Genomic DNA, 23,254 nt, shown 5'->3' with positions numbered 1-23,254 from the left:
ACATTAAACATTGAGGTTTAACATGGCTGTTTCTGCAATTCCTAAAGGTTTTCATGCGGTCACCCCGTATTTGATTATTGAAGGCGCTTCTAAAGCTATTGAATTTTACAAAGAGGCGTTTGCTGCTGAGCTAGTAATGCAAATGCCTATGCCTGACGGAGGGGTTGCACATGCCGAGATAATAATAGGTGACTCCTACATCATGCTTTCTGATGCTTACCCTGAAATGGAATATAAATCTCCACAGCAGCTTGGTGGCACCCCTGTAAATATGATGCTTTATGTTGAGGATGTCGATGCTGTCTTTGCTAAAGCGTTGTCGTTAGGTGCAAAAGAGTTACGTCCGGTACATGATCAGTTTTATGGTGACAGATTGGGGACTTTAGCCGATCCATTTGGTCATATCTGGAATATTGCAACGCATAAAGAAGACCTCACAGAGCAAGAGCTAATCGAGCGCATGGGGGAACTCATGAGTAAAGAACAAGATGCTTAAAAGGTTGTTTCTACTGACATTCCTATTTGCCACGAATCAACATCTTGATAACTGCCAAGAGGCGAACTAAAGTCGATATGTATAACGTTATCGTTACTTGAACGCGATGAATATAGACGAATACCCACACCAGCACTGGTTAGCATTGAATCTGAAATATTCGCCGTTTCAGTGCTGCCGAATGCTTGCCCTACATCGACAAAACCGACAAAGCCAACATCCACAAACTGATATAGATTGATGTTTGGGTACATTCTTAGCTCAGCAGTTGCTTGTAAGCTTGAAGTACCATGTTGGTAACTTTCTGGAAAGCCTCGCATGCCTTCTTCACCGCCAACAGCCAGCGGTTTCTCTGCAAACTCATGGTTTTGCCAATGACCATTTACATGAGCATAAAAGGCAAATGCATCTGACCAGCGATAGTTCATTTGTGCTTTTGAATATATAGCAAAGCGGTCATCAAGCTCAGTACCTACATTGCCCTTGATACCCGTGGCAAAGCGATACAAAGTGTTATTGTTAAACCAAGCTTTGGTGAGATTAGTATCAAACAAAAATCCTTGCCCCAAATTAACGGTATCTATAGCAAGCTTTGAGTTTAGCTCCCAGCCTAGGTTAACGTCTTCGTTGTGGTTTATGAGGTCAATATCCTGTAAAACAGTATAGTTGTCTTCTAACCAATGTAATCCGACCCACGGCGCAGCAATACTGTAATCGCTAAGACCTGCGGGTAAAGGTTTTGTATCGAAAGGGCGGTAACTAACATCTTCGTAATCAATCCCAGCTAGCCAGTGAAAGGTTTGCTTTCTGTCCTGTGACAAAATTCCACCATAGGCGAACTGTGCGATTAATTCATCAGTGAAAAATTCTGAACGAGTCAGTCCATTTTGATAAATATAGCTTTTTTGTTTTTGTGACTTGGCAAAGTAGCGCATCAGTGCGTCACTACTACGTTGATAAAAAGGCTGATGATAATCCACTAAAAAGACTTGCCCGTCATCGTAGTCATCAGCTTGTAAAGTGAGGGTCGCATGAGGCTGCCAAGGAACCGGCATTTGCAGCACAGAGTGATAGCCTGAGCGTTCGTGATCTGATTTATACTTTAATGATGCGCGGATCCCGTACCCCAAAAAGTTCTCTTCTTTAAAGCCTAAGCTGTATTTGTTATTGCCGCTACTACGGCCAAAATTAATAGTTGGTAATAAACTCCACGTGTCCCACGTATCTATTTGTACCACGCGTGGTTCATCTTCAAGGCAGTCTTTTGTATAGCTAACTTTGGCATCTCTTAAGTACTTTTTGCTGCGTAGAATACGCTCTGCTTCTTGCAGTTGACGCTCACTGACTAGATCGCCTTCTTTAAAGGTAATTTGCTCACTGACAACTTTGTTTTTGGTATCTATGTGCAGCCAGTTTATAAAGCGATGTAGAGCGGTTGTTTCAGGATCATTTGGATCAAAAATCGTATGAGTATCAATGTTGAGTTTATCAACAGTGATATCTTTGTCTTCGCTTAACTCAGCAGTTGGTTTACTTTTTACTTCACAGACGACGTCTAAGCTTAAAGGTTCATTTGCGTATACTGTCCCTGTAGCAGTGCATGTTAATAATAAAACAGGTGTTATTTTATTCATCTTTATTATGCCTACTAAATACGAAGGAGACGCAGCTTGTTTGCTTTATCAACCTTTTAAATTCTTTACAGTTCTCAGCATAAAATCACTAACTTAAGAAAAACTTAACTAAAACTTAAACTTTATTGAATATTATAAGGTATTGATTAATAAGCCGTGTGCTAACTCATTATGGCGAAGTTAATCTTTAAATGGTCGGCTTACGTATGTGTTTTTAAAGTTTCTAGTAGAGTAAATAATGAAAAAGCGTGTTTTATACTGGCTGCAAAATGACTTACGTTTGGTCGACAATGAAATTTTATCTGAATTAGCTGAGTTTAACGGCGAGCTAGATTTAGTGTATGTGATTGAACCACGCTGGTTTAGGCAAACTAACTTTCAGTCAAAACCGTATGGCACGCACAAGTACAACTTTTTACTTGAGAGTCTAGCTGCATTTGCAAAAGAGCTTGAGAAGCTTGGGCAAACTCTACATGTGATCACCGGAGAGCCAGAGCAAGTTATAACTCAGCGTTTGCGAAAATATGAAATTGAAGCATTGGTTTGTACTGAGCAGGTTGGTACTTATGAGCAAAAACAGCTTGGCAAAATCAAAGCATTATGCCCTCAAGTAACAGTGAAAACCTATCAGCAAGATACCTTGTTTAAAGCAAGTGACTTGCCATTCCAACTTGATAACCTACCTAAAAACTTTACAACCTTTCGTAAAAAGGTAGAAGCAGAGTCAACATTTATAGCAGCGCCGCTGCAGCCTGTAAGTTACTTACCTCATCCCGTACAACTATGCCCTGAGAACACTGTTGATGATGCTCCAACTAGGTCAGGTAGTTTTAAAGGTGGTTTAATTGCTGCCCAACAACATTGTCGTCAGTACTTTTCGTCAAAAGCGCCGAGCAGTTATAAAGAAACACGTAATGAGTTAGACGGTTTTAGCAATAGTACTAAATTTAGTATATGGCTTGCTGGTGGCGAAATTAGCGCAAAACAGCTGTACAGAGAAGTTGAAATATATGAATTGCAAAACGGTGCTAATGAATCTAGTTATTGGATAAAGTTTGAATTGCTTTGGCGCGAATACTTTAAATGGCACGCAATGCAAATTGGCGCAAAACTTTTCCACTTTAACGGGCTAAAGCACAGTGCGCCACTGACCACTTTTAACAGTCACCGTTTTAATGCGTGGTGCCAAGGGTGCACACCATTTGCTTTGGTAAATGCAATAATGCATGAGCTAAACGCTACAGGCTATATTTCTAACCGTTCGCGGCAAATTGCGGCAAGCTGTTTGGTTAATGAGTTTGCTCTTGACTGGCGTTATGGCGCGGCCTATTTCGAACAACAACTCATAGATTATGATGTGGCTGCGAACTGGGGGAATTGGCAATATATTGCGGGCGTCGGTGTTGATCCTAGAGGCGGGCGGCATTTTCATATCAATAAGCAAACAGCGCTATATGACCCCTTGGCTCGTTATATTGATATATGGCAAGGAGAGCAAACAATTACAAACAGTGTGGATAGTGTCAATGAGGTGGATTGGCCTATATCTTCATAGCCTGTGTTAGATCAATATTCTTCACGGATTTTTAGTATTTTTTATTTTGTTAACTAGAATAATAATTAAGGCTTGCTTTAATTTTGAAAGGCCTAGTTAACAAGGCTAATTATGGTATTTAGTGAAGGGTATGATGCGATAAAATCGCAGCTTGGTTTTGACCTATCTCAGCTAATTCTCGACAGTAGTGATGCGGGAATTTGGCTTTGGAATGTAAAAACAGGCGAAACTGTTTTCAATGATAAATGGGCGAACATTATCGGCTATACACTGAAAGAGTTATCGCCAATTTCAATTGAAACCTGGCTCAGCTTTGCTCATCCAGGCGACTTGCCAAAATCAGAACAACTTTTACATGCTCACTTCAAAGGGGAGTCAGAGCGCTATATCTGTGAAGCGCGCATGAAACACAAACAGGGACATTGGGTTAAGGTGCTCGATAAAGGAAAGGTGCACAGTTGGGATGAAGATGGTAATCCAGAGTGGATGCTTGGTGTTCATATCGATATTACTGAGCAGTGGTTAAAAGAGCGTGAAATTGATTTTTTACATGCCAAGTTGCAAAAATTTACTGATAACTTACCCGGGTTTGTTTATCAGTATGTAGTCGATAAAAACGGTAAGGCATGTTTTCCTTTTGCTAGTTCAAAAGTCTTTGATATCTATGGCTGTACTGCTTATGAAATAAAAAAATCTGCAGATTTAATTATGCAGATTATTCACCCTGATGACTTAGCCCGAGTTGTTAAAAGCATTGAAAAATCACGAGTAGAATTATGTGATTGGCACGAGATATACCGAGTTAATCACCCAAAAAAAGGTGTGATTTGGGTTGAAGGAAAATCATCACCCATTGCCCGTGTGAATGGAAGCGTTGAATGGAATGGCTATATCGAAGATGTTTCAGAAGAAGTAAAAAGGAACGAGAAAATACAACTGCTTACAGCGGTTTTTTCAACAACTAGTCGCGGTATTTTGATTACAACGGCAGAGCCTAAAATTGTGGATGTTAATCCTGCATTCGAGCAGATAACCGGGTTTAAAAAATCGGATGTCATCGGAAAAAATCCATCCGTATTTTCAGCTAATCAGCAGCCAAAAGAGTTCTATGTACAGATGTGGGAAGTTCTCTTAAAGAGTGGCCGCTGGCAAGGTGAAGTATGGAACAAGCGTAAAACGGGTGAAGTATTTCCTGAACTGTTAACTATCGATGCATTGTATGATGAACATGGCCATATTAGTCATTTCATTGGGGCATTTGATGATATTTCGCAAGCTGTAGAAAAGCGCCAGCTACTTGCTCAATTAGTTAATCAAGACCCACTCACTAAGCTTTTAAATCGTCGTGGTTTAGATATCCAGTTGCATTCACTTACTCTTAGTGCGACAAGTGAAGAAAATTGGTTTTCATTGATTTATGTAGACCTTGATAACTTTAAACTGGTGAACGATACCTTTGGTCACGAGCAGGGCGATAATCTACTTCTTGAAATCAGTGAGCAGCTTTCACTTCAGCTACGTGATAAGGATATATTAGCCCGCATTGGGGGCGATGAGTTTGTCATTTTATTGCCGAATTTATCGAAACATTTGGTTTGCCAAGACATTGCTGAGCGTTGCAAAAAAGCGGTTGAGGACGTAGCAAAGCGCTACGCAACCAAAGTGCCTGTCAGTGCTAGTTTTGGAATCGCGCTTTACCCAGAGAATGGTAAAAACGCGAAAGAGTTACTCGCCAATGCTGACGAGCAAATGTATCAGATGAAGCTTAAACATAAAGCCTCACCACTGGGATGATATTTCGACACTAGGTAGTTTATTTAAAAGAGGTAACAATGCGCGCTCTTTGCGTAAATCTTTGCGTTCATGTTCTAAATCTTTACGTTCTCTATACAACTCTTTTTGTTGGCCATTATCGAGCTGATTGCTATTAAGCTCAGCGCGAATATCTTTTAAGCGCCGGTCAATATCGTCAATTCGGTCATCTATGTATGCCAGCCTTTGCTGTACTTGATATCTGTCGTTTCCTTCTTGCCATGCTTTACGAAAAGCGGTGCTGTTACATACCCCATTGTAAGAGACCCCTTGTATGCCAAGGGTAAAACCATTTTCGGGCTCACAATATACAGCCAGACCCAGATCGTACCCCTCTTTATATTCATCAATATCAGCACTAACGCCATATTCGCCGCATTGCGATAATGCATCTAGCCCATCGTGATATTCCGTTCCATCAGCACCATGTTTATAACCTATACCTTGCCAATTGGCTTGCAAACATTCATCTTTGCTGACAGAGGTACAGCCTGCTAATACGATTAATGACAGCAGAGGAAGTGTCCATTTTCTCATTAAAGTCTCGGCTTAAATTATTAATAACTGACTAGATTCTAGCCTGTAATGTATTTTTTTAGAAAGTAGTTTTTGTATTTCGTAACAATGCCCTCAGTTGAGGGCATTACACGATTTTAATTACCACTGACAGAACCGCTGAGCAATGCGAATATTTGACTGTGCATTTTTTAAGTGTGCTAATTGTAATAAGCATAACGCAGTAAAGTGACTGCGTTTGATCAATTGATGGCGGTCAAAGCGCATAATCTCGTACCACAACTTAAATAGCTCGCCAAAACGCATCAGGTTGTTATTGTTAAATTGCCATTGTGATTGGTAGTTTACTTTAATTGGGCAAGGCATATGACCTGGGTATGCTTGCCATGGTGCAAGCATAGCTCGTGGATAACTGGTTTTCAGCCAGCGCTGATAAAAGCGGTGTTTACGTACATATTCAACAGGGACAGCTAGAGGATATTGCAGTACTTTCCACGAATAGAATGGATGGAAGAACTCCATTTTAAAGTCGCATACTTGCTCATTTGGAATGCTCAAATGATGGTGTTGATCATTGAGAAGTAAAAATAGCTGAAATGCTTTTTCGAGTGGTAATTCAGCCAAGGGTTTAAAACTAACTTTTAGGTTATCTATTAATTTTTGTTGCAGCATAGCCGCATTATGAACTACTGACTTTGGCAAATAAGCGTACTGCTGATCTAAATAAGCTTGAATGAGTTTATCAAGATTGTTTTCTTTTGCTGCTGCATAAATATCGTCGCCATAAAATACGGCACCTAAGCCAACACTGCCGCCATTACCTGACCAACTGATCTGTGGTCTTGTAACGGTTTTATATTCATTGTGATGCGCCTTACGCCAGTATTTACCAAGCCGCTGTTCAACAGAAAGCTTTTGCGTATCTCGTACTTGCACTACTTCAAGCTTAAGGGCGTTTTGCGAAGCATATTGTTTTGCGCAATAGAGATCTTGGCTATCTGACTTTGAAAAATTAAACGATTTGAGCTCAACCCCTTGGCGTAACAGTTCACAATTAATTAGTCGCGAATCTAGACCTCCAGAGAGGGTGCTCAGCACTTTTTTATCGGTGTGCATCGCTTTTGTAACAACACTGCGAAAAGCCTGAGTGACTCCATCAATTGCATCTGTCACCTCATGGTTTTGTTTGGCAAGGGCGACCCAGTCAAAGTAACGTTGTTTTACCACGCCATGGCTGACATCAAACCGTAATATTTCGCCTGGATATGAGCATTTAATGTTTTTATAAGGTGTGTGGTCAAGAAGCGGGTAGCCAAGCACAGCAAGCTCAGTGAGGGCTTCTGCATCGCTTTCAAGCTCAATACTCAACTGTTTAAATAAGCCTAAGTTGGTCGAAAATAGTAAGCCATGTGCAGTTTTTAAGGTATAAAATGGTTTTAACCCAAGTGGATCAGTAGCAAGTACTAAGCAGCCTAATTGGCTATTAAACTGGCAAAAGCTAAAAACCCCTTCACACTGCTGTAAACAGGTGTTGAGTGAGGTTGCATTTGCCATGGCCTTTAAATCATCACTACGGGAGCTGCTGAGTAAAGGATGGCCAATCAGCGTTGCAATTTGCGACTCAGTTTGCAACCAACTTGCTTGTTGGTATGCATCGAAATCATAGTGAAAAATAGCTCCATTCTCACAATCAAAGCGCTTAACATCTGTTTTTTTATAGCGATTAAATGCATCAGATAGTTGATTAATATAATGAAATTCTGTTTTGCCTAATTCATTGAATTGGATATAACCTGCGATAACAGCCATGTTAACTACCTTTTCGTTTGCTAACTTACTAGTGAAGTTGCAAGGCGTAGGCCAAAACGAATAAAGGCCTTACAACAAGGCCTTTGGGTAACATTACAAAAGCTGATCAGCGATTGTTAAGTTGTTGGTTGATCTCATCAAAAATACTCGCGTCATCAATGGTGGATGGAATTTGTAGTTCTTCACCATCGACCAGTTGGCGTAAGTTCTTTCTGAGTATTTTCCCTGAGCGGGTTTTTGGTAAGCGCTCAACATGAACGATTGTTTTCAAACAGGCAATAGCGCCAATTTGATGCCTGACTGTGTGGATAAGCTCTTGCTCCACCTCTTTGCTATCACCGAGGTAGTCGTCTTTGAGTACAATCATCGCCATCGGTAATTGGCCTTTTAGTGCGTCGTTAACACCAAACACTGCGCATTCAGCAACAGCTGGGTGAGCAGCCACAATTTCTTCCATTTCACCTGTTGATAAGCGGTGACCTGCGACATTAATAACATCGTCTGTACGGCCCATAATAAACAGATAACCATCATCATCAATATAGCCACCGTCACCAGAGAGATAATAACCTGGATATTCGTTTAAATAGCCCGCTTGAAAACGTTCATTGTTTTGCCAAATTGTTGGTAAACAGCCAGGTGGTAAGGGCAGTTTAATGACCACAGCACCACTTTCGTTTGCAGCGCACTGCTCACCATTCATATCAAGAATTTGTACATCAAAGCCCGGTGTCGGTACCGTTGAGCTGCCCGGTTTAGTTGCAAGTTGCTCGATACCAATTGGATTACAAGCGATAGCCCAACCTGTTTCTGTTTGCCACCAGTGGTCGAGCACTGGCAAGCCTGTGTTGTCTTTGAGCCACTCATAAGTTGGTGGATCTAAGCGCTCACCAGCAAGGAATAAGCGTTTTAAACTAGAGGTATCGTATTGTTTGAAGCCCTCGGCTGTAGGGTCCTCTTTTTTAATTGCGCGAAACGCAGTAGGGGCACTGAATAATGCGGTGACCTTGTAATCTTCAACCACTCGCCAAAAGGCACTAGCATCAGGTGTTCTAATTGGTTTGCCTTCATATAGTATTGTAGTGCAGCGATAAATAAGTGGCGCGTAAACAATGTAAGAGTGACCAACGACCCAACCGATGTCAGAGGCGGCCCAAAATACTTCGCCGGGTTTCATACCATACACAGTTTCCATGCTGTAATGCATTGCGACAGCATGACCCCCATTTTCTCGAACCACTCCTTTAGGTGTCCCTGTCGTACCTGAGGTATAAAGGATATAAAGCGGATCATCACCTGCCACTGGCACTGCACCCACTTCGCTCGCTGCATCTGAGGCTGATTGCCAATCGATGTCTCTGCCATCTTGCATCTCGGCAATAGCTTGTTCACGCTGAAATACAACACAGTGTTCAACTACATGCTTGGCGTTTTCGAGAGCTTCATCAAGCAAAGGCTTATATTCAATGACATGGTTGATTTCAACCCCGCAAGACGCTGTAAGCACAAGCTTAGGTTTTGCATCATCAATACGAACTGCTAACTCGTGCGGTGCAAAACCACCAAATACGACTGAGTGAATGGCACCAAGACGCGCACATGCCAGCATACCAATAACGGCTTGTGGGATCATTGGCATATAAATAACGACACGGTCACCTTTACTTACGCCAAGGGACTGCATAAGTCCCGCAAATTTGGCAACTTGAGTTTGTAACTCGCCATAGCTGTATTGTTGTTTAGTATTGGTAACAGGGGAGTCGTAAATCAGAGCGATTTGATCTGCAAAACCTGCTTCGACGTGTTGGTCGAGGGCTAGGTAACTAGTGTTTAGCTGACCATCAGCAAACCAGTGATAAAAATCATTATCGTCATATTGATAGGGTGTACTAGGTTCTTTAAACCAAGGAACCCGTTTACTTTGTTCAAGCCAAAATTGGCCCGGATTGCGCTGAAATTGTTGATATTGTTGTTGATATTCGCCCGCCATAATGAGGCTCCTATACTTTTTAGTGAGAGATTTGTACAACGTATAAAAAAATATAAGGGGGATTTTGATTAAATAATATGCGACCTTGGTCGGCATCAGCTTCATTTATTCTTGGAAAGATAGCTGGTGTTATTGAAATTTAGCTACAAAATCAATCAACTTTCGGGAAGATATGCTTATTCTCGAATTAAAAAATGATTTCAAATTTGCGTTATTTAGGGGCTGTGGGTAGAGGGAGCTGCCACTTTTCTAAAATGGCTTGGTATTGACCTGTTTCTTTAAGTGTCGAAAGTGCAATGCTTAACCTCATTGCCGTTTCAGGATTTAAATTCAAGTTTGCAGCTAAATAAAGCTCTGAAGGAAAGTCATCTAAGTGAAGGCTTTTATGAATTTTTTTAGCTTCTACATTTGATAAAACAAGTTCATTTTGCAGGGTGAGTGTATTGGTTAGTACAAAATCGATTCGTTCTTTTTCAAGCATCTGCCACAGCTGATGATAATGACTTACTAACACTAAGTTTTTATCTTCACTAAATCCTGCTTGCTTTAAATAATGTTCGCTGGAATAACCACGTATAGTCGCAACGCGGTATTTCTCAGCTTGTTTTAGGCTTTTTACTTCATGGTTTTGACTTTGAGAAGCCAGATCAACTAAATAAGCATCAGAGAAATACGTTTGCCCCAGCCATTTAAATTTAGCTTCACGAGCTGGGTTTTTTAAAAGCGAGATCATTAGTATGTTTGGATTGTTTTCAAGCTCATGAAAAGCCCGAGCCATCGGCATTATTCTAAACTCACCCGCTAGATCTGCCTGCGCTAAAGTAGCTTCAATAACTTCTATAAGTGCGCCATCTGCTTCGCCTTGCTGATTAATAAAGTGGTATGGAGGCAAGTCTTCAGCAATAAAGGTCAAATTATCCGCAGCAGTTGCACAACTGATGCACAGAAGCATGATAGCAATCAGTAATGAGCGAAACGGCATAAATATCCATTATTTATAAATAAACAATTAACATACTAATAAATCTTAATGCAAAGGTATAGGCTTTTAAAAGGCCTGGAATATTTAATTGCTTTTCTTACTGCGTGGTGCGCCCATTAAAATGCCCATGTGGCAAATACAGACCGATAAAAAGGCACTCAAGCCTAGTGCACCACCATAGCCATCCAATAGAGGGACTAAGTATTCAAATAAGATAGAAAATAGTAAAGAAGAAATAGTTAACGTGAAGAATCCAAAGCGCTTTGGTGCGCTCATACCAATAAACGTCCCGCCAAAAAATACCACAGAGTAAAGCGCTAAATTTACTGGTAATAAGCTCAAAATGCCATAAGCAATAATGCTTGAGGCAGCAGATGCTCGAATGGCATCAAAGCGATTATGATGTGCTATTAGGTAGGTAGATAATGCACCTGCTAAAGCGGTTAGTGCTATAAATATATCCACTATAAGACTCCTTTAGCCATCATAAACAGAGCAACACTGGCAAAGGCAACACTACCAAGGCGACCACCAAAACCTGCAAATAGATTCATAGTTAGCATATAAAGACAGGCACCGATCAAAGAAATAAAACTTAGTTCCCAGTAACTATCAATTAAACTTGATGAGCACATGCCGGCAAAGCTTCCTGCGTAAATAGCTGCATAAGGGTGATTTCCAAAACGAGCCGGGAAAGGAATAAATGTGCCAACTAAACCGGTAACAGCGGCAGATAAAACAAGGGCAACATTGGCTTGGTCATGAAGTAAAAAGCAGGCAAAACAGCCAACAGAAAAGGCCAAAAATTTGACCAAGAAAAATGTAATATGTGCCATTAATTGATGATACACCTCGCTTAAGTAGGTAAACGAGGTGCATTATCTCATTGATGCGTTTAGTCCTGCAACTGCCCTGCGTGGAGTTTTATATCAGTTTGCTTAACGAAGTGAGCTGCTACTTTGCTGTGGTGACCATATAAAGCTACAACCAAAAAGCAAATGAGCGGAACAACAAATGACACAGCAGTGTTAAATGCATCGATAGTTGCGGCTTGGATCAGGGGTAAAAATGCTCCTCCTAAAATCGCCATAACTAAGCCTGCCGCGCCGACCTTTGCATCATCGCCTAAACCCTCAAGTGCCGTCCCGTAAATAGTTGGAAACATCAAAGAGAGACAACTTGAAATAGCAACGAGTGCTATCACACCAGCTAAATTAACTTGGGTTGCAACAACAAAACAAAGTACGGCTGCACCTAAGGCCATAAAACGGAGCAATTTAGCCGCGTTTATAAAGCGCATTAGCCAAGTCATAACGAAGCGTGACACTAAAAACACCAACATAGAATACTGTAAGACTTGGCCGCCCGTAACTTCAGTTGTGTTAAGAGCTTCCATCGTATAGCCGATGGTGTAAGTCCACACACAAGTTTGGGCTCCAACATTAAAAAACTGTGCTAACACACCAAATCGATAATGCTTATTTTGGTACAAATGTTGAAAGGTTTTTTTAAGCTTTCGAGCTGGTGTTGCCGCTTTTGCTACTGTTGCAGGCGATCGGCTACAAAAGATACATAGCCACAGCAAGATTAAACAACACGCCATACCGACATACGGCACCATTACGGCATTCAGTTCAGCACTCACAACTGTTTTTAATTGCGCCTCACTCATTAGGGCGCGGCCAGCACTATCTGCTTGATTTAAGTTTGGCAAGATTAAAGTAGCCGCCAAAAAAACACCTATATTAGTACCCACAGGATTGAAGGCTTGGGCTAGGTTGAGCCTGCGAGTTGCTGTTTGTTCGCATCCAAGCTGCATAACATAAGGATTTGCAGAGGTTTCTAAAATAGACAAACCGCCCGCAAGAATAAACAAGGCTAATAAAAAGTGACTATAGAGCATGGTTTGGCTGGCGGGATAAAACAGTAATGCTCCACATGCGGCCATGGCTAAACCAACTAGCAACCCAGTTTTGTAATTAAACCGTCTGTTAATCATTGCAGCGGGTAAAGCCAAGCAAAAGTAAGCGCCATAATAACTAAATTGCACTAAGGCAGATTGCAGCGCACTCATCGAAAATGTTTTGCTAAAAACTTTAACTAATGGGTCTGTCATATTGGCTGCAGTGCCCCAAGCTGCAAAGCAAATTGTAAGTAGAATAAAAGGCCAAAGCATTTGGCGCGATACAATAGCGGACTGTGTTTGCATAGCTCACCAGTTTAATGTGTTCATATTGTTGTAAGCGACAGTATTCACGACTATAAATAATAAATCAACTAGGTTGATTTATTATTTATAGTGGCAGATAGTATGACAAACAGGTCTAATAGGCCGCTCATGAGACTTTACTATGAAGGATGTTATGAATCGCAGTCTAAACCCAACAGTGAGAAGCTGTAACGAACGTGCGATCTTAAGCTTAATTAGGCAGCATGAAAGTATGCCTAAAGCGCAAATAGCTAAGGCGCTATCTTTATCTGCTCAAGCTGCGATGGTAAATATTAATAAGCTAGAAGAAGACAACTTATTACTGCGAGGAGCACCTTTAAAGGGACGAGTAGGGCAGCCTAGCGTGCCGTTTAGACTCAACCCAGATGGCGCATTTAGTTTTGGTTTGAAAATTGGTCGACGACGCTTCGACCTGATACTCGTTGATTTACAAAGCACGCAAAGAGCATCGGTATCTGTTGAGGTGAATGAAGCATCGGTCGATGAGCTTAAATCATTCTTAGAAACACATATCCCACAATTAATCAGTCAATTAGAACCTGAACTGCGCTCACATGTGTGTGGGCTAGGGGTCGCTATGCCGTTTGATATTTGGCAATGGCAAGCCGCTTCAGACACTGCAACAAATACCCTTAGTCAATGGCAAAATTTCGACTTAAAAGGTTACTTAGAAAGTCAGTTTAATTTACCGGTTTATATTAGTAACGATAATAACGCTGCCTGCTGTGCAGAACTAAGCCTTGGTAACCCTAATAACTACAGCGATTTTTTGTATGTTTATTTGGGGGCTTTTTTAGGTGGGGCTGTGGTGATTAACCACCAACTTCTCGAAGGTAAAAGTGGTAATGCCGGTGCTATAGGCTCAATGCTAAACGCTGATCGGGAGCAGTTACTTAGTCAATGTTCATTACTATCATTGCAAAGCGAGTTTGATAAGCAGCAACTTAGCATTTCAGTGTACGAGCTAACTGACAGTCAGTTTACAGAGCATAAACGACTAGTTCAGCCTTGGCTTGAAAAAGCTGCTGAGGCTATCAGTATTGCCATGCATAACAGTTTGAGTTTATTAGATATGCAAGCTGTGATTATTGATTCGCCGTTACCGAGTAAAGCGCTTGAACAGCTAAAGCAGTTATCAATTGCAGCATTTGCACGTTTAGATAGTCGTGGACTACGTAGCTGTGAAGTAAGCTTAGGCGTGTGCCGGGAAAAAGCGCAGTCGATAGGTTCTGCTCAACTCGCGCTTAGTCGTCATTATTTTTAAACAGGAGTGAGCAGCTCACTCCTGTTTAAATTATTACTTCTGATATTGTTTGAACCACGCAAGCGTGTATTCAATTTTAGAAATCATGCGTGATGGACGACCTGCAATACCATGTGGCGAGCCTGGTACACGAATAAGTACGGTATCTACTTTTTGCAGTTTTAGTGCTTGGTAGAATTGCTCTGATTCTGAAATTGGCGTACGGCGGTCTTCTTCACCTGTCATGATCAATGATGGCGTGGTTACGTTACCTACTAATGAAAGCGGCGAACGTTTCCAGTAATGCTCAACATTATCCCAAGGCATGCCAGGGAACTGGTTACGAATTTGACCAATGTAGCTGTCAGCTGAAAGAGTTTTACTTAACCAGTTGATCACCGGTTTGGTAATCGCAGCCGCGTTGAAGCGGTTTGTTAAACCAACAGCATAAGCCGTTGCAATACCACCTGCTGAGCCACCAGCAATAAATAAGTTATCTTTGTCGATAAAGCCTTTAGCAATCATCGCATCAACCGCAGAGTTATGATCGGCAAAGTCCTCTTCAGAGCTGTATTTACCGTCTAGCAGTAATGCAAAGTCTTTACCGTAACTTGTTGAACCACGGTAATTAACATACACAACCACGTAACCTTCAGCGGCATAACGTTGTAATTCAGCAGTAAAGCTTGGGCCATAGGCCAGGTGTGGGCCGCCGTGAATTTCAACCATTAATGGATATTGCTTGCTTTCATCAAAATCAGGTGGTGTGATGTACCAACCTTGAATTGCTTGGCCATCGAACTGCGATTTAACATTCAGCTCGTGCACTTTACCAAGCTTTTTATGACCTAACACATCTTCGTTTAATGAAGTGAGCGTTTTCTTTTTACCTTTGTAAAGGTAGCCTAAATCAGCTGGGCGGTATTCACTGCCTGTGGTGTACGCAATAGCGCCATTATTGGCCATGCTGAAACTACCACTGATATACGGACGACCAATTGAAGTGCCCGACACGGTATCAGTTAAATCAGTTACCTTACCGCGGCTGTTTACTTTAGCGAGCTTACGCTTACCAAAATCATCGTACTGAATAACAAAGTCGCCATCGCCTGACCACTTATAATCAGCAACTGAACGGTCTAATTTTTCAGTAATATGCTTGATTGATTTATCATCTAAATCGAGCATAGATAGTGTTGAGTTAATATAAGGCACAGGCGCGTTGTCACGGGCAACAAAGGCAAGTTCATCACCGTCTTTAGCGTAACGAGGCTTAGTTTCACGGCCAGGCAAATCAGTTAGCTGCGTAAGCTCACCTGATTTTACATTAATTTCATAAAGGTCTGACTCAGTTGTGCGGTACTCCCACTCATCATTGCGATCAGCAGAAAAAGCCAGTTTTGTGTTACTTGGATCCCATGCTAGTGGGCCATAATGCTGATAATCACCCGATGTTAACTGACGCGGTGTGCCACCCGAAACCGGAATAACAAAAACGTGACGATATGAAGGCTCTAAAAAGCCAGCGCCATCAGCTTGATAGCGTGCCTTTTCAAAAACTCTAACAGGTTTTGACCACTCGGCACCTTTTGGTTTCTTCGGTAGTTTTACTGATTTAGCGAACGCAGATTTACCTTCAGGAATGCTCATAGTGAAAGCAATTTGCTCAGAGTCATTCGACCAGGTTAAGTTACGTACTGATTTTGGCAGTTGCGTTAATAATGCTTGTTTGTCTTGCGCTAACCAATAAACGTGAAGTTGATTTGAGCCGCTTGAGTTACTGGTAAAAGCAATTTTCTTGCTATCTGGAGACCAAGTAGGTTGGCTATAGTTATGCTCATCAGAGAAAAGCGGTGTGTGTTGGCCAGATTTTATATCGTACAGCCAAAAGCTACGCTTGTTGCCATCTTTCATGATGTCGTAGCCGCTGCGCACATAAACGATTTTTTTACCGTCTGGACTTATTTGTGGGTCACCTGCGTATTCAAGTTGAAAAATATCTTCTGAGACAAACTTGTCGTTAGCATATACCTGAGCCGTCGTTGCTGCGCATAGCAAACTGGCTCCAATGAGGATTGTTTTTTTTAATTGCATGGAATGGTCTTTTTTTAGCCGTAAAATTTTATCCTAAAAGCAGAGCATTCTGTGCGCAAGCACATTGAGATAAAGTTGCATTTACCCCAGTTGAATTAACGCAAAGTCTATTTGTGCGTGCTAGTAGCTGATTTTAAAGGCTTAGGAAAACTTAAAATAGTCATCCCAACGCGTATCTAAGCGCTGTTTGGCCTTATCTAAATCAACTGCTGTATAAACGTCATCTTGCTGATTAACCAGCTCAAGCTTTACGAGCTTGTTTAAGGCATCATCAATTTCGAAATCGAGTTGGCAATTGTGTTGTTCGTTGAACCACTGCTCAATTCTCTTATCTAATTGTTCTGCGCTCATTGCTGTGTTGGCTTTTAATAAAAAGGTGTAGGCAAGCAGAGCTTCTTTAACATCCTCTTCTTCAGCTGCGTCGACAAGGGTATGAAAAACACCAGCATTGTTATCCAAGTTTTTAAAATATAAGTTGTCGGCCAGTGCTTTCATAAAGCGAATTTTACGGTTTTTAAATTTACTCCACTCTTTAAAGATAAAGCTGCCAAACACTCCCATGCCGATTGCAAAGGTTATAAAGTGCTGCTGACTCATGTGCACTTCTTCACTACGCCAACCACCCCAAAAAGCAATCATAGCAATAAGAAGTAGAATTGAGGCGCCTAATTTTGTTACTAAAACTACAGCACCACCAATTAGTGCTGATGAGCCAATAATGAGTTTATCTATAGGGCGCATTTTTACTTCACTATTGGGAAACAGCATTTCTAAATCGGCTTTTGGTACATTCTGGAATAGTTTGACGATAGTTGAGTTTGGCTCAAAGCCTAGCGGCATTTTGCCTTTTTTTAAAAAATACTGCTCGTCTTTAAAGCGGATGAATACGGCAACGCGGTCGTAGTTAGTAAACTGAATTTGCTTTTTCTTAAGCCCCCAGAAGCTTCGCAAAGTCTCGGTTTTTTGCGATTCGCCACGACGGTAAAATACCACTTCAGCAAAATCATCAAACTCAACGGCCAAACGCACTTTAAATAATGACTCTTCATTAAGCGCGTCTTGTAAGTCTTGATTGGTAATGGTTTCAAAGTTGGCAGCATTGAGTACCGTGGCAAAATCTTTTGCAAACGCAGATTGATAGCAGGCACGTTGCTTGTTGGTAATCGGTTTTAGTGTGCGGGTGTCGCTATTTGGGTCAAATGGCGCGTAATTATCTTTTAATGATTCCAACAGCTCGTGATATTGATAATGTGTCACGCTTTGTAGTAATACACAAAACTCTATAAATGACGCTTTCTGCCGTTCGCCCAAGTAGACTTGGCAAAGATTAATAATGTCGTGTTTTCGAAAAGGAATAAATCGTGTGTTAGTCATTATGCTAGTAAATGTATTAAACAGAATCCGCATAGATGATAAAAAAATGATGCCAGAAATGCGATATTTATCAGAAAATAGCGTAAATGTAGAGCTTTTTACTGAGCAAAAGGGGTTGTTTTTAGGCTGAGTTCTTCAGTCAAAATGCTGGTTTTTGAAATTCACAGGCGCTTTGCCATGTACTTTTAAACACGCTTTGCTAATGTTGGTTCAATTGCAGTAAGTTGTCGTGATCTCTTATGAGTAAACAACCCCCAACAATCAAAGTGAAAGCTGAGTTAAGTTCAGTACCGCTAGTTATAAAGCAGTTATTTATCAGCGTGTTTATTATGTCATTACTAATGATTGTGGTGATATACCTCTACCATTTTTATCGATTAGAAAATGATATCTACCTCAATGGCGTATTAACAGATGCGATTAATTTACTGATCCTCATATGTATGTTCGCTTTTGTACAAACATCGGTAGTTGCAAAAAGAAGCTATATATTTTTAAGTATTGGTATTTTTTTGTGGAGTGTTGGGCTGACTTTTGACTTTCTTGATGAGCTAGTGTTCCAACCTATCTGGGTTGGGATTTATATTGAAGATATTAGTCGAACGATTGGTATGTTGGTCACTGGTTTTGGTTTGTTTTTAGTATTGTCAGATTTAGCAAAAACTCGTGAACAGCTAGAGGAAGAGCTTAAAACCGATGTGCTTACTAAGGCTTATAACCGCCGATATTTTTATCAGTATGTACAACAGAATCAAGACCGACCATTTAGTATTGTGATTGTAGATATTGATCATTTTAAAGCGATAAATGATGAGTACGGCCATGATGTGGGTGATCAGGTACTGGTTGATTTTGTGCTGCAGTGCCACAAGGCATTAGAGCAAACTATTTTATTTGCACGTATAGGTGGAGAAGAGTTTGCTTTATACGTACCAACTGATGATCGCGTAATATTGAGCCAGACCTGTCAACAACTGCTATGTATGGCAAGTAACGTTTTGGTTACTCCTAGTAAAACGCTCAGCGTAAGTGTGGGGTCAGCAATTAAACGTACTACAGAAACGTTTAGCAATACTATGAAGCGTGCCGATCAGGCGCTTTATTTGGCTAAAAACCAAGGTCGTAGCCGTTATATTCATAATCCGTAAGGTACGGTTAAGGGTTTTTGTTGTAATCTAAAACGCAACAAAAAAATTAAGGATGAATAATGGCGATTGCTAAAAAGCTTAAGCAAAAAACACGGCAGTTTATCGACTCAAAACATATGCTTAAATCGATTACGGTGGCATCATTTTTAGAGTCAACCATAGTGCCAATACCTCTTGAAGCTGTACTTGTTCCGTTAATGCAAGCCCGTCGTGAAAAGCTTTGGTTAATTGCATTAATGGCGACGATTGGCTGTATTGTCGGCGCTATTTTTGGTTATGCCCTCGGCTATTATCTATTTGATGTGGTTGGGGATTGGGTTATTAATACCTTCTCAAACCCAGAGCAATTTGAGCAAGTTAAACAAAAAATGCAAGCACAAGGCTTTTGGTTTGTACTGACGCTCGGCATCGTTCCTATTCCATTTCAAATTGCCATGCTTGCAGCTGGGGCAACCAAATATTCAATTTTTCTATTTTTACTGGCAACGGTCATTGCTCGTTCAATCCGGTACTTTGCCCTTGCCGCGGTTGTGTATTACGCGGGTAATCAGGCTGAGCGAATTATTCAAAAGCACAAAACCAAAGCGTTAGTCGCTATTTCTGTGTTAGTACTGTTACTTTGGTGGCTCAGTACACTTATTTAATACACTCATTTAACAAATAAAAAATACTGATTATGATTATCCTGTCTATACTTTGAATTAAGGAAAGCGCTTAATAAAAACAACAGGATGACCCATGAATACCCTAGTGGCTGCACTACCTATTTTGGTGCTGATCTGGATGATGGTAAAACGCAGCCCCATCGCTTCTTATATTGCCTTACCAATAACGGCGCTACTCGCTGCTTTACTTCAACTGTTTTACTTTCAAGCTGATTTACGGCTATTGCTTGCAAATTCGTTTGCCGGTGTATTGTCTGTCATGACGCCTATTTCGATTATTGCTGGGGCTATTTTACTTAATCGCATGTTGGCAATATCAGGAGCCGAAACCACGATTAAACATTGGCTCGAATCTATTAGCAGTAATCAGGTTGCACAGTTGATGATCATAGGTTGGGCATTTGCATTTATGCTCGAAGGCGCATCGGGGTTTGGTACGCCAGCGGCCATCGCTGCACCTATTTTGGTCGGACTTGGTTTCTCGCCTTTTAAAGTGATTGTTTTTACTTTGATTCTAAACTCGATTCCCGTGTCTTTTGGGGCTGTTGGCACGCCTACTTGGTTTGGTTTCTCGGCGCTACAATTAGATGATGAACAAGTGCTCGCTATCTCAAGATGGACGGCGCTTTGTCATGTTGTTGCTGCTTTGGTAATTCCTATGATTGCGCTGTGTATTGTGCAGCCACTGAAAACGGTTCGTAAAAATAGTGTGTTCATTTATTTAAGTGTGTTTTCATGTGTCTTACCTTATTGGTTGTTTGCCCAGTGGAATTATGAGTTTCCATCACTGATTGGCGGTGCAGTGGGGCTATTGCTCACTATCTTTTTAGCGAATAAGGGAGTGGGGTTAGATAACTCAGCTGTAAATATACAAAGCATGAAAGGCAAGGTTGAGCTCACACCAAAAGCGCTGTTTTTAGCTTTATTCCCGTTATTACTGTTAATTGTTGTGCTGGTCATAACCCGTATTCATCAGCTAGGCATTAAAGCATTGCTTAACGACGAAACACTCTGGATGAGCATGCATTTGGGCTTCGCTCAATTTGAATTAAGTAAAGCCCTAATCCTTTCATTACACGAAATATTTGGTACGTCAGTAGGGTGGTCGTATAAAACCTTATTTGTACCGGCCTTGATCCCGTTTGTATTGGTTGTGCTGATCTGTGTACCGTTACTTAAAATGAGCAAGCTACAAGTTAAACAGATGTGCACCGATACCTTAGGGCGTATTGCTCTGCCATGTATTGCCTTAATTGGGGCGCTGGTGATGGTTAATGTTTTAATGCAAGGTGGCCATAATGCGCCCATATTTTATATGGCGAGCACCTTTGCTAATGTAAGTGGTGAACATTGGGTATTATTTGCCTCATATTTGGGGGCGCTCGGGACTTTCTTTTCGGGCTCGGCAACGGTGTCTAATCTTACCTTTGGCGGTATTCAATATGGCATAGCAGAGCAAGTGGGCTTATCAGAAACTTTAGTGCTTGCGTTGCAATCAACGGGTGCGGCGATGGGGAACATGATCTGCATTAGCAATATTATTGCTGTAGCCAGTATTGTTGGAGTTAATAACCAAGAAGGGCCTGTGCTTAAGAAAAGCTTTTTGCCTATGCTAATTTACGGTGCAATAGTAGGGGGCTTTAGTTATCTATTTTACTGATTAAACATGTTCAGATAAAAAAGGTGCCCAGATAAACCGAGCACCTTTATGGAGTAATTTATTGAATGGCTTTTTTTACTTCGCGCCAGTCAATAATCTTAAAGTTTTGCGGTGCCTGTGGCATACGGTTGTAACCATCTTGCACAATTAGCACCCCTTCAGGGTAGCCTGGTAGCGCAGCCGGTGTCACCGTTAGGCCATCGGTTTCTGATACGCCATCGATTGCTAACTCTAGGTTATTGCTGATTGCAAATTTACCTGCAAACTCAAGGCTAGGGGGATTGCCATCGATAATTTTATAAAGCACATAGCTGTAATCACCTTGGCTAGAAACCACTAAATAACGGGCATCTTTAGCGTGATAGATTTCCATGCCTTCTACATCATCCACCAGCATATCGTTCACGGTTTGTAGCATTACAGGTTTATTTTCTGCTGTAGGCTCAGCACCAATAAACCAAATACCTTCGTCTTCTTCACCTAAAAATAGCTGTGCGGTTTTATCATCTGCACTGCAACCTTCAGGTTGGCTCGGAACACTAAATTCGCGCACTAGTTGTGCTGATACGCTCTCATTATTACCGATTAGTTTGTATTGCTGAAACAGACCTGACTTATCATTCATAAACACATAGTTGCCTGTGTTTGATGAGTACATACACATACCGTAAATTTCTTTTAGAGTCGTTGGCAGCTCTGCAATATGTTGCACCTGATTGTGAGTATCGACGCTGTAAACACTGATGCTGTTATGAGTACGGTTACTGCCAGCAATCCAGGTATTCGTTGCGTTGTTGATACTTGCATGTTGGCGCACATCAACATTATTTAAACGGCCAGTTTCTAGCGCTTGTAGCTCTTTGCCAGTAAGGTCATACACCATTAAACCACGACGTTTATCGGTGCCTAAAATCAGGCTTTTTGCTGCATTGCTTGGGTTTACCCAAATTGCAGGATCATCGGCGGCATCACCAAAAGCACGTACTGCATCGGTTTGCGCTTGTGCATTAATGTAAGTAACAGCAGTTGTTTTAGCGCTATTTTTTAGCTTAGCTTGTCTCTGGGTTTGGCCCTCGATTTGACCTTTTACATAATGACCAGATTCATCATCGTATAACACGATGTCAGCTTGATTATTATTAAAGCGCACTGCGGCAGATTCAATTGCCAGTTCTCCAGCAAATTGCCAGCTGCTAAAACGTTTAGTATTGCTTTCGTAGCGATGTAATTGGTTATCTTCAGAAGTGGTGAACCATAAGCTGCCATCATCTGATGTGCTTAAACCGCCAACTTCAGGCGCTAAGCTGCCAAATGGCGACATCATAGCAATGGGCTTTTTATCAGCCCGAGATTCGGCATCTGCGTTAATTTGCCAAATGCCTAGCTCACCTTCACTTAGGTAAAGGGTTTTGCTGTTATCATCAACCGCGCAGCCTGATGTTTCACTTACACCGGCAAACTCGCGTAATTCAAGGTTTAATGCGCGTTTGTTTGCAATATCAAACACTAAAGTCTCGCGGATAAGGCCGCGGGCATCAGCCACAAATGCCGACACAGCTTGAGTTGTCGGGTTAGCAAATAAGCACACAGCCTCAGGTTTTGCTTTAGGTGGGCTGATACGGCTAATTTCGGTTAACTGCCATTTTGGTGCTTTTTGTAAGCTAAAAATGACTGCTTGGTCAGCTTCGTTATCGATGCTGGCAACAAGGTAACTATTTTTGTTGATTGCTTTAACAGAGAGCGCTTCGAAATTACCTTTTTGTAATGCGTGCTGTTTACCTGTGGCATCAATGAGTTGTAAGCCTTGGCTTTGTGAGCTCAATAACCAAGCGTCATCAGCAAGGGCTGCTGCTTGTGAGCCTTGCATATTTTCAGTTGTGCCAAAGGCTGTTAATTGGTTTTTACTTGGCGCCTCGGTCGCTGTTGTTTGGCTACAGGCTGCTAGGGTGCTTAGCATCACTGCACTGGCTACAAGGTTAAGTGGTTTTGTAAAATTCATGGGATCCCCAAATATAAAACAAGGCAGCAATGCGCTGCCTTAAAAAC

Annotated in this window: 18 protein-coding genes; 7 read left to right on the top strand and 11 right to left on the bottom strand. The window is 41.4% G+C overall.

Going from position 1 to position 23,254, the window contains the following annotated elements; genetic code table 11:
• Positions 1-22 precede the first annotated feature (22 nt).
• Entirely contained in the window at positions 23-496 is a 474-nt protein-coding gene (locus HCZ11_RS07150; RefSeq protein WP_130050917.1) for a VOC family protein, read from the top strand.
• Here HCZ11_RS07150 and HCZ11_RS07145 read toward each other — a convergent pair.
• On the bottom strand, positions 493-2,130 hold the full coding sequence (locus HCZ11_RS07145) for a hypothetical protein (RefSeq protein ID WP_167658035.1): 1,638 nt from the start codon (positions 2,128-2,130) through the stop codon (positions 493-495). The genes HCZ11_RS07150 and HCZ11_RS07145 overlap by 4 nt on opposite strands.
• 238 nt (positions 2,131-2,368) lie before the next feature.
• On the opposite strand from HCZ11_RS07145, the gene HCZ11_RS07140 reads away from it, so the two are divergent.
• Both HCZ11_RS07140 and HCZ11_RS07135 read left to right on the top strand, forming a co-directional pair.
• The gene (locus tag HCZ11_RS07140) at positions 2,369-3,685 is read left to right on the top strand and encodes a DASH family cryptochrome (protein WP_167658034.1); all 1,317 of its coding nucleotides are present in this window, start codon (positions 2,369-2,371) and stop codon (positions 3,683-3,685) included.
• 111 nt (positions 3,686-3,796) lie between these two features.
• On the top strand, positions 3,797-5,479 hold the full coding sequence (locus HCZ11_RS07135; RefSeq protein WP_167658033.1) for a sensor domain-containing diguanylate cyclase: 1,683 nt from the start codon (positions 3,797-3,799) through the stop codon (positions 5,477-5,479).
• Here the strand turns inward: HCZ11_RS07135 and HCZ11_RS07130 are convergent.
• The 7 genes from HCZ11_RS07130 to fucP form a co-directional block, all read right to left on the bottom strand.
• On the bottom strand, positions 5,465-6,034 hold the full coding sequence (locus HCZ11_RS07130) for a DUF2799 domain-containing protein (protein ID WP_167658032.1): 570 nt from the start codon (positions 6,032-6,034) through the stop codon (positions 5,465-5,467). The genes HCZ11_RS07135 and HCZ11_RS07130 overlap by 15 nt on opposite strands.
• A gap of 120 nt (positions 6,035-6,154) precedes the next feature.
• The gene (locus HCZ11_RS07125) at positions 6,155-7,822 is read right to left on the bottom strand and encodes an asparagine synthase-related protein (RefSeq protein ID WP_167658031.1); all 1,668 of its coding nucleotides are present in this window, start codon (positions 7,820-7,822) and stop codon (positions 6,155-6,157) included.
• Positions 7,823-7,928: 106 nt separating this feature from the next.
• Positions 7,929-9,812 (bottom strand): acetate--CoA ligase, encoded by a 1,884-nt coding sequence (locus HCZ11_RS07120; RefSeq protein ID WP_167658030.1) that lies wholly within the window; start codon positions 9,810-9,812, stop codon positions 7,929-7,931.
• A gap of 211 nt (positions 9,813-10,023) precedes the next feature.
• On the bottom strand, positions 10,024-10,794 hold the full coding sequence (locus HCZ11_RS07115) for an ABC transporter substrate-binding protein (protein ID WP_167658029.1): 771 nt from the start codon (positions 10,792-10,794) through the stop codon (positions 10,024-10,026).
• Between the two features lie 84 nt (positions 10,795-10,878).
• Entirely contained in the window at positions 10,879-11,259 is a 381-nt protein-coding gene (locus HCZ11_RS07110) for a hypothetical protein (protein ID WP_167658028.1), read from the bottom strand.
• On the bottom strand, positions 11,259-11,630 hold the full coding sequence (locus tag HCZ11_RS07105; RefSeq protein ID WP_175580399.1) for a hypothetical protein: 372 nt from the start codon (positions 11,628-11,630) through the stop codon (positions 11,259-11,261). The genes HCZ11_RS07110 and HCZ11_RS07105 overlap by 1 nt, the downstream gene beginning before the upstream one ends.
• A 59-nt stretch (positions 11,631-11,689) precedes the next feature.
• The gene (gene fucP / locus HCZ11_RS07100; RefSeq protein WP_130050926.1) at positions 11,690-13,003 is read right to left on the bottom strand and encodes an L-fucose:H+ symporter permease; all 1,314 of its coding nucleotides are present in this window, start codon (positions 13,001-13,003) and stop codon (positions 11,690-11,692) included.
• A 154-nt stretch (positions 13,004-13,157) separates the two neighbouring features.
• On the opposite strand from fucP, the gene HCZ11_RS07095 reads away from it, so the two are divergent.
• Entirely contained in the window at positions 13,158-14,288 is a 1,131-nt protein-coding gene (locus HCZ11_RS07095; RefSeq protein ID WP_167658027.1) for an ROK family transcriptional regulator, read from the top strand.
• Positions 14,289-14,321: 33 nt separating this feature from the next.
• Here HCZ11_RS07095 and HCZ11_RS07090 read toward each other — a convergent pair whose 3' ends face one another.
• Both HCZ11_RS07090 and HCZ11_RS07085 read right to left on the bottom strand, forming a co-directional pair.
• The gene (locus tag HCZ11_RS07090; protein ID WP_167658026.1) at positions 14,322-16,361 is read right to left on the bottom strand and encodes a S9 family peptidase; all 2,040 of its coding nucleotides are present in this window, start codon (positions 16,359-16,361) and stop codon (positions 14,322-14,324) included.
• 141 nt (positions 16,362-16,502) lie between these two features.
• Entirely contained in the window at positions 16,503-17,735 is a 1,233-nt protein-coding gene (locus HCZ11_RS07085) for a TMEM143 family protein (RefSeq protein WP_167658025.1), read from the bottom strand.
• A 239-nt stretch (positions 17,736-17,974) separates the two neighbouring features.
• Between HCZ11_RS07085 and HCZ11_RS07080 the strand changes: the two genes are divergently transcribed.
• The 3 genes from HCZ11_RS07080 (at position 17,975) to HCZ11_RS07070 (ending at position 21,208) form a co-directional block, all read left to right on the top strand.
• Positions 17,975-18,883 (top strand): GGDEF domain-containing protein, encoded by a 909-nt coding sequence (locus HCZ11_RS07080; protein WP_167658024.1) that lies wholly within the window; start codon positions 17,975-17,977, stop codon positions 18,881-18,883.
• Positions 18,884-18,942: 59 nt separating this feature from the next.
• Positions 18,943-19,527: a YqaA family protein gene (locus HCZ11_RS07075; protein WP_130050931.1), complete on the top strand. Its 585-nt coding sequence runs from the start codon at positions 18,943-18,945 to the stop codon at positions 19,525-19,527.
• A 94-nt stretch (positions 19,528-19,621) separates the two neighbouring features.
• Positions 19,622-21,208: an L-lactate permease gene (locus HCZ11_RS07070; RefSeq protein ID WP_167658023.1), complete on the top strand. Its 1,587-nt coding sequence runs from the start codon at positions 19,622-19,624 to the stop codon at positions 21,206-21,208.
• A gap of 58 nt (positions 21,209-21,266) precedes the next feature.
• Here HCZ11_RS07070 and HCZ11_RS07065 read toward each other — a convergent pair whose 3' ends face one another.
• Positions 21,267-23,207 (bottom strand): phytase, encoded by a 1,941-nt coding sequence (locus HCZ11_RS07065; protein ID WP_167658022.1) that lies wholly within the window; start codon positions 23,205-23,207, stop codon positions 21,267-21,269.
• Between the last annotated feature and the right edge of the window lie 47 nt (positions 23,208-23,254).

The organism is Pseudoalteromonas sp. HF66 (assembly GCF_011806445.1).
GTDB lineage: Bacteria > Pseudomonadota > Gammaproteobacteria > Enterobacterales > Alteromonadaceae > Pseudoalteromonas > Pseudoalteromonas apostichopi.
Note: the sequence above shows the minus strand (reverse complement) of the source record. Positions and strands in the feature narration are given on the sequence as shown.